We start from the raw sequence: 7,341 nt of genomic DNA, 5'->3' as shown, positions 1-7,341 counted from the left end.
CGCCACTGCAGTTTCCGCCGAAAGATCGACCGCGACACGCGCGCTGATAAGCGGCGTTCTGCGGCTCTGGTCGAGGAAGCTGCGCCCGAACGCGCCGGTGCCGACGATGCAGCATTCCACGGGGGCGGAGCTTTTGGGGAAGTAGCTGTGGTAGTTCATGATGACTCCGACCTCATAAGAAAAAGCGGCAGACGGCCTTAGCGGGCCGAGCTTGCCGCATCGCGCCGCCGCAACCGGGAGAGCAGCTTGATGGCCTTGGGAACGACAACGAGCGCGAGCGCCAGCGTGGTGATGGTCCCGACGAGCGGATTGGAGAAGAAGACGCCAAGAGAGCCATCCGCGATGATCATCGATTGATGGAAGGCATTTTCGGCTTTGTGGCCAAGCACCATCGCAAGCACCAGCGGCGCAATCGGGAATTCAAGCTTGTTGAAGACGAACCCTACGACGCCGAAGATGATCACCAGCCAGAGGTCGAACGTTTCGCTGGAGACCGTATAGGCGCCGACGAAGCAGATCGCGACGATGATTGGCCCGATGATCGAAAATGGAACGCGCAGGAGTGCTGCAAACATCGGAACCGTGGCAAGGACCAGAACCACGCCGACGATGTTCGACACATACATGCTGGCAATCAGGCCCCAGACGAAATCGGGCTTCGTTGTGAAGAGCATCGGTCCGGGGGTGAGGCCCCAGATCATCAGCCCTCCCATCATCACCGCGGCAGTCGCCGAACTCGGCAAGCCGAGCGCCAGCATGGGAAGCATCGCGCAGGTTCCGGCCGAATGATCGGCTGTTTCCGGCGCAACGATGCCTTCCGCGCGCCCACTGCCAAAGGCCGGACCTGGCTTGGAGCATTGCCGTGCGATACCGTAGCTCATGAATGACGCCGCAGTCGGTCCGCCCGGAGTGATGCCCATCCAGATACCGATCGCGCAAGAACGGATGACTGTCGTGTAGTATCTGGGCAGTTCAGCGATGGTGCGCAGTACGTCGCGGAGATCGATCCTTGACGAGAGACCGCGAAATTTGTGCCCGTCCTGGACCGTCGCGAGGATCTCTCCGATCCCGAAAAGTCCGATGACGACCACAAGAAAGCTGATGCCGCCCAGGAGCACGTCAAGCCCGAATGTCAAACGGAGCGATCCGGTGACGGTATCCATGCCAACTGTCGAGAAGAGAAGCCCAAGTCCCAACGAAACCACCGTTTTCAACGGGGCAGCGCTGCCCATCCCGACAAAAGCGCAGAAGGCAAGGAAATAGACGGCGAAATATTCCGGCGCGCCGAAGCGCAAGGCGAAGCCTGCTGCCCACGAAGACAAAAGCGTAATGACGATGACCCCGGCAAGAGCACCGATGCCCGCCGACATGAAGGCAAGTGTCAGCGCGCGCGTGGGCTGGCCTGCGCGGGCCATCGGATAGCCGTCAAACGTAGTAGCGACCGAACTCGGCTCGCCTGGAATGTTGAACAGAATGGAGGTGGTCGATCCCCCGAACAGGGCACCCCAATACATCGACGCGAGCAGGATGATGGCCGAAACCGGATCCATCGAAAACGTCAGCGGAATGAGCAAGGACACACCATTCGGCGCGCCAAGGCCCGGCAGCACGCCGACGATCAAGCCAAGCATCACGCCCACCACCATGAGCATGATGTGGTAGGGCGTCAAAGCGATCTGGAACCCGTCCAGCAGCAGCCCAAAATCTCCCATCGAAGCCTCCCTGGCCTTCAGTAAACGCCGAACATGTTTTCGAGCGGACCCTTGTGCAGCGGGATCTGGAAGACGATCTCGAAAATCAGATAAAGAGCCAAGGCAAATCCGAGACCGAGGGAAACGGCTGCAAGGAAATGATATCTTCCCTGTCTCCACGAAACGTAGAAGAGATAGAGTGCGCTGCCGGCATAAAGACCGAGCTGGATGGCAACGACCACGAAAACCGCCATCGGCACGAAAAAAGAAGCCAGACGCCTGACCTGTTCGCGCTCCAGGAAGATCTCCCGGCGCTTTTCTCCGTCCTGTCGGAGTGCGAAAAGCGTCTGCGCGGCGGAAGCGGCACTCGCCAAGAGCACGATCAGTCCGACATAAAAGGGAAAGTAGCCAGGTTGCGGGCCGGAGCTTTCCCAACCCACTCCAAGATCGAGCGATCCGCTCGCAGCAAGAAGTCCGATGCCTGCGGTTACTGTCGCGACGATCAGCTCCATGTGGATGCGTCTTATGTGCATTTGCTATCCTCCCTTATGAGAAAGGGCCGGTCCGGCGGCGTTCGCCGGACCGGTCATCTCACTGCACGAGCCAGCCTTCGGCCTTGAAGACCTTGACGGCATTCGTCTCGCTGGTTGCGATGAACTCGCCGAGCGCCTTACCGGTCAGGAAATCCCCGGTCTGCGAAGTCTTGCCCACATACTCTTTCCATTCCGGGGTTTCGCTCACCTTGCGAAGCACCTCGGTGTAGTAGGCAAGGGCATCGTCCGGAATATCAGCCGCAGTCCAGACGGTGCGCGGCATCTTGTAGGACTCAATCGGAATACCGGCCTCGACGCAGGTCGGAATGTCTTGCCAGCCCTTGCCGTCATGGATCGGCTCGCTTTTTGCCATTTTCTTGGACGAGAAGACACAGAGGGGTTTGACGGCTCCAGCTTGCCACTGGCCGATGTTCTCGTTCGGGTTGTTGACGTTTGCAGTCACGTGACCACCCGCCAGCTGCACGCCGACTTCACCGCCACCGTTGAACGGCACGTACTTGAAGCTCGCACCGGTCTGCTGTTCGATCAGGGCAACGAGTGTCTCGTCCGTGTCCTTGGACTGGCTGCCGGCAAAGGCGACCGTTCCAGGCTTTGCCTTGGCGGCATCAACGAGGTCCGTCGGCTTCGCATAGGAAGAGTCGGACTTTACCCAGATCAGGAATTCGTCAAACGCGAGAGCGGCAACGGGCGTCAGATCCTTGGTCGAATAGGCCATCTTGGCCACATGGGGCAGCAAATAGGCGTTGTTCGTTCCGAAATAGAGCTTGTTCGCGTCACCCTTGTTCTGCCTTGCGTAGAGAAACGCCTCCGCGCCGCTGCCGCCACCCTTGTTGAGGACGACCATCGACTGATCCATCAGCTTGTACTTCGTAATGATGGACTGGATGGTGCGGGCGAAGTTGTCGGTACCACCGCCGGCGCCCGAGGCGACGACGAACTCGACCGGGCGGTTCGGTTCGAATGCGAATGCCTGGCTGGCCGCGGTTAACGCCGCCAGGATCGTGCATGCAACAGAAAAAGGCTTCTTCATCTTTACTCCTCCTTTGAACTCATCCGGCACGAACCCTCCTCCATGCCGGTAGATGCTGCAGATTTCTGAAGTCAAGCCGCCGCAGACAGCGCTGCAGCCCTTCTGGCCATGCGTGCCGCCAGAAGCAACGCCTCGCGGGTAGCGCCTACATCGGCGATACCCTTTCCAGCGATGTCGTAGGCCGTGCCGTGAGCCGGCGTGCAGAGCGGGAACGGCAGGCCACCGATCATGGTCACGCCCTTGTCGAAACCGATCAGCTTCATCGCGATCTGGCCCTGATCGTGATACATGGTCAGAACGGCATGAAACTCTTCCTTGAGTGCCCGCAGAAAGACGGTATCGGCAGGGAACGGGCCTGCGACGTCGAAGCCGGCCTTTTGGGCGGCTGCTACGGCCGGTTCGATGATATCGATCTCCTCCGTTCCGAAATTGCCGCCATCGCCGGCATGCGGATTAAGCCCTGCGACGATGATCCTCGGATTTTCGCGACCGGCGCTCTTCAGGCACGCCTGTGTCAGTTCCAGTTCGGCGAGAATACCTTCCACCGATAGAGCGGCTGCAACGTCTGCTAGAGGTATGTGCGAAGTCACGCGTGCGTTCCAGACCCGTTCGAGAACATTGAATTCGCGCGCTTTGCCGGTGAACCCGATGACGTCGGCAACAAAGCGGATTTCGTCGTCGTAGCCGGGATATGCGTAACGCATCGCCTTCTTGTTGAAGGGGGTAAAGCAGACGGCGTGGGCTCGGCAGGCGTGGGCAAGCTCCAGCGCAGTGCGGAAGTTTGCCGTGGCAAAAGTGCCGCCTGCAAGCGTCGCCTCGCCCCGTACCACGTCGGCAGGATCGAGATGGCCGAGATCGATGAAGACATGGCGATCTTTACCCGCCTCCTCAAAATTGTGGAGCAACGCGCTGGCAAGGTTCAGTTCAACGCCCGCCTCCTTGGCTCCACCCTGAAGAATACGACGGTCGCCTATTACGACAAGGTGCGCGGCTTCGCGAACTTCCGGAAGGGCGATGATGCGGGCGGTAAGTTCGGGACTGATGCCTGCCGGATCGCCCATTGCAAGGGCGATCACTGGACGCGTTTCGGCTGTGCCGTCTTTGGTCATGGGCCTCTCCACATGTTTCTCCTCGGAACAGCAGATACAACAGTTTGGCATTCAATATCAAGAGCACTGTATTCTGTATGCAGAATATTCCGTTGACTTGATCGCCTCGGAGTCTCATTACGTGACCTCAGCGAGCGCCCTCAATGGAGAATCAGCGTGGTCCGGACGAACTCAATCAACATGGGCGCGGGTGATGTCAGCGGCGTTGCGCCGCTGCAGCGAACAGCCTTGCACGACACTCTTGTGAACCACCTGCGCGACATGATCATCGAGGGCAATCTCGCGCCGGGAAGCCGTATCCACGAAGGCCAGCTCGGCGAGCAGCTTGGCGTTTCGAGGACGCCGTTGCGCGAGGCGATTAAATATCTGGCGAGCGAAGGGCTCGTCGAGCTCGTCCCCAGCCGCGGAGCGGTCGTGAAGCGCTTCAGTCCGAAGGATGTCGAAGACATGCTGACGGTGTTGCAGTCGATGGAGGAGCTGGCCGGACGGCTCGCCTGCGAGCTCGGCTCGGTCGAGGAAATCGCCCATGTTCGCGCTCTTCACGACGAAATGCTGGAGAAATACAGGTCGGGTGACCGGCTTAACTACTACAAGCTCAACCAGGCGATCCATACGGCAATCGTTCAGATGGCGCACAACGCAACGCTCTCGAACATGCATGGGACGTTGCAGACGAGGCTGAAGCGCATTCGTTTCGTCGGTCACGAAGGCCCGGAGAAATGGGCGGCCGCAGTTGCCGAGCATGAAGAGATGATCGTCGCGCTGGAACAGCGCAATAAGCCTGCGTTGTCAGAGGCACTCGGACGGCACCTGAAGAACGCATGGGAGCGCGTCAAGGACGGTGTCTGAGGCTGCCTGCACCCCTCGATCTGCCTTATGATGATCGCTACCCGGCGGCCACAAACGCACGATTATAACCTGCAAAGCGCTCCGGGGCGCAAACGGCAGCCTCAACGGCCGGATGGTCGATCATCGCTGACCTAAAGTTTTCATTGCGCCGCGCAAAAGGTACGACAGCTTCGATAACGCTCCAAACATTCGAACACGTCGCGAGCGTGCGGCCGGCAAAATGCGTAGACAGGCCGTCAACCGTCACCGCGCTGTCGGCAACGACCTTCACCTCGGCGATATTCTCGTTGAGTGCCGAGAGCCGTTCGAGCTTTTGCGGACCGAGAATATTGAAGGTGATGAGGATGTGTTCGAAATCCGCTGCCGCAAAACCTCGGCTTCGGAGATCGTCTGGCAATTGATGCCTTTTGCACCGGCGGTGACCTGCGCTGCGGCAAGAGCCGGGATCTTGTGCGTCGTGATGTGCGGACGAAAACGCGGGCCGTGCGCATCCATATAGGCCTGCACCCGGCTGATGTTTGCCGCCAGCCGTTCTTCGTCGATGATCGGTCGCGGCGTCGAAAGATCCGCGATCCTATCGCCTGGCTCGGCGATCACGGCAAACCGGTTTTCCTGCATCTACGCGGCTCAACGCTCTCGTCCGTGAGGATCGGCCACCATCGGCCAGATGTTTTTTGGCGCCCGGCGATAGGCCGTCTTGGCCGGATTGTTCGGATAAGGTGTCCCTGCGGAACAATATAAGATCTCGGCGGCGATCTTTGAAAAGGACGCAAAAAAGTGGTTCGTGGACTTGATGACGAGGATCTTCTTCCTGGCCGGATCAATGCCCATGACCGTGAAAAGGCTGGTGTCGAAGCTCTGGGCGCGCGTCGAGTTCAAGATGATGTCGATGCCGTTGAGAATCACGTGGGTGGCATCGCCGAAGGGTGCCAAGCTCTCACCGAACTGCATCTCGGCGTTCTTCACGAGCTTGACGACCCTCACGGTACCATCGATCGGATTTCCGGTGCCAGGCGCCGATTTTGCGCCGAAGCGGAGCGGAATCTCAGCTCCCTCGCCTGCCGCAAAACAGATCTGCACCGCCATCGGGTCCCAGATCGTGCCGATTGCCGTCTCCCGCGCCCCATGGGCCATCAATTCTTCGAGGATGACCGTTGCATCGCCTGCGGTACCGCCGCCCGGATTGTCCCAGACATCGGCGATGACGACGGGCCAGGCAGTAGCGGCCAGAGCGCGCACGACCGCTTCCTTCTCGTCGATCTGCGGCGCCATGAAGGTTCCGCGCTTGGCAAACAGCTCAAGCCCCAGTTCACGGGCAAGCGCTGCCCCCTTTTCCGGCTTGTCATCCGTCACCACGAGCATCTTTGTTCCCATTTCGGGAACGTCGCCGACCATGAAACCGTGGATCACCGAGATCGACAATACGTCCGGATCGCTCTTTTCGATCTCAATGATCTTGTCGACGAAGGAGCGCATAGGTTCGCGCGACGTGGGGAAGACGTCGATCATGCGGCAATCGAAGACGGAAACGGCGGGCTTGACCCTGCCTTCAAGCGTATCGACGGCGATGCGCCACAGATCTTCGGCGCGATCAACGAAATCCGTATGCGGGAACTCCTTGAAGTAGACGGCAAAGTCGAGGGCCGCCACGCGCTTGGCGGTTAGATGGCTATGCGGGTCGAGTTCGGCGCAGACGAGAATGTCGGGTCCCACGATCTCGCGGATGCGCGACAGGGTGTCGCCTTCGGTATCTTCGTAGCCCGCCGCCACCATGGCTCCGTGAAGTCCGAGGACTACAGCATCAACCGGCATTGCCGCGCGCAGCTGCGCGAGTATCTCGTCGCGCAAGTCTTCATAGGTAGAACGGTTGACGAGCCCGGCCGGATCCGCCCAGGTTGCCGTTCCTTCAATCAGCTCCCAGCCCTTTGCCGCAGCGACCCGCCTGCCAACGGTGATCGGCGCGGTGCAAAGCGTCGGCGTTTCTGGATGCTGCCCCGGTGGCGCGTAAAGCGAGGCCTCGAAAGCCCGCCGGTCGACGCAAATCGGTGAGAAGGTGTTGGTCTCGGTTGCCAGAGCCGCGGTAAAAATGCGCAAGAGATTGGCCTTTA

Annotated in this window: 6 protein-coding genes and 1 pseudogene; 1 reads left to right on the top strand and 6 read right to left on the bottom strand. The window is 59.7% G+C overall.

The features are described from left to right. Window positions 1-197: 197 nt before the first annotated feature. The 4 genes from BN1800_RS29080 to BN1800_RS29065 all read right to left on the bottom strand — a co-directional run bounded on the left by BN1800_RS29080 (window position 198) and on the right by BN1800_RS29065 (window position 4,384). On the bottom strand, window positions 198-1,712 hold the full coding sequence (locus BN1800_RS29080; protein ID WP_087002437.1) for a tripartite tricarboxylate transporter permease: 1,515 nt from the start codon (window positions 1,710-1,712) through the stop codon (window positions 198-200). A 17-nt stretch (window positions 1,713-1,729) separates the two neighbouring features. Beyond that, on the bottom strand, window positions 1,730-2,224 hold the full coding sequence (locus tag BN1800_RS29075) for a tripartite tricarboxylate transporter TctB family protein (protein ID WP_027512905.1): 495 nt from the start codon (window positions 2,222-2,224) through the stop codon (window positions 1,730-1,732). Between the two features lie 58 nt (window positions 2,225-2,282). Further along, entirely contained in the window at window positions 2,283-3,275 is a 993-nt protein-coding gene (locus BN1800_RS29070) for a Bug family tripartite tricarboxylate transporter substrate binding protein (RefSeq protein WP_027512906.1), read from the bottom strand. Window positions 3,276-3,346: 71 nt separating this feature from the next. Next, window positions 3,347-4,384, bottom strand: a complete 1,038-nt coding sequence (locus BN1800_RS29065; RefSeq protein ID WP_027512907.1) for a 4-hydroxythreonine-4-phosphate dehydrogenase PdxA — start codon at window positions 4,382-4,384, stop codon at window positions 3,347-3,349. Between the two features lie 180 nt (window positions 4,385-4,564). Here BN1800_RS29065 and BN1800_RS29060 point away from each other — a divergent pair, with 180 nt between their 5' ends. Continuing rightward, on the top strand, window positions 4,565-5,233 hold the full coding sequence (locus tag BN1800_RS29060) for a GntR family transcriptional regulator (RefSeq protein ID WP_027512908.1): 669 nt from the start codon (window positions 4,565-4,567) through the stop codon (window positions 5,231-5,233). A 211-nt stretch (window positions 5,234-5,444) separates the two neighbouring features. On the opposite strand, the pseudogene BN1800_RS29055 reads toward BN1800_RS29060, so the two are convergent. Together BN1800_RS29055 and BN1800_RS29050 are read right to left on the bottom strand one after the other, a co-directional pair. Beyond that, a pseudogene (locus BN1800_RS29055) lies at window positions 5,445-5,851 on the bottom strand (D-TA family PLP-dependent enzyme); the annotation flags it as partial. A 9-nt stretch (window positions 5,852-5,860) separates the two neighbouring features. Further along, a complete protein-coding gene (locus BN1800_RS29050; protein WP_087002441.1) occupies window positions 5,861-7,327 on the bottom strand; it encodes a M81 family metallopeptidase in 1,467 nt (488 codons plus the stop codon). Window positions 7,328-7,341: the final 14 nt, after the last annotated feature.

Origin of the sequence: Rhizobium sullae (assembly GCF_900169785.1) — a bacterium.
GTDB classification, from domain to species: domain Bacteria; phylum Pseudomonadota; class Alphaproteobacteria; order Rhizobiales; family Rhizobiaceae; genus Rhizobium; species Rhizobium sullae.
Note: the sequence above shows the minus strand (reverse complement) of the source record. Positions and strands in the feature narration are given on the sequence as shown.